Here is a 255-nt window from a genome sequence, read left to right on the forward strand (position 1 = left end):
GATAAAATTCAAGCCAATCTATATGGCTTGAATTTTATCCTGATCATTATATAGAAAATAATAATTTGTTTTATGAACTGGAGGAGTTATCCCAACATTTTCCGTTGGCGCCACACTCGTTGAGCCTCTCGGTTGGATCTGAAACTGGTGTTGATATGGAATATTTAAACTCAATTCATTCGATGGCTTTGAAGCTCAACTCGCCGTGGATTAGCGACCATCTATGTTACACCAACATTGATGGGGTAGACCTCG

At 39.2% G+C, this 255-nt stretch carries 1 protein-coding gene; it reads left to right on the top strand.

Going from position 1 to position 255, the window contains the following annotated elements; all coding sequences use genetic code 11:
• Positions 1-20 precede the first annotated feature (20 nt).
• The coding region (locus tag SB679_RS25275) for a DUF692 family multinuclear iron-containing protein (protein WP_410705083.1) at positions 21-255 on the top strand (235 nt) is incomplete at its 3' end.

The organism is Chryseobacterium sp. SIMBA_029 (assembly GCF_046535275.1).
In the GTDB taxonomy this organism is placed as follows: Bacteria; Bacteroidota; Bacteroidia; order Flavobacteriales; family Weeksellaceae; genus Chryseobacterium.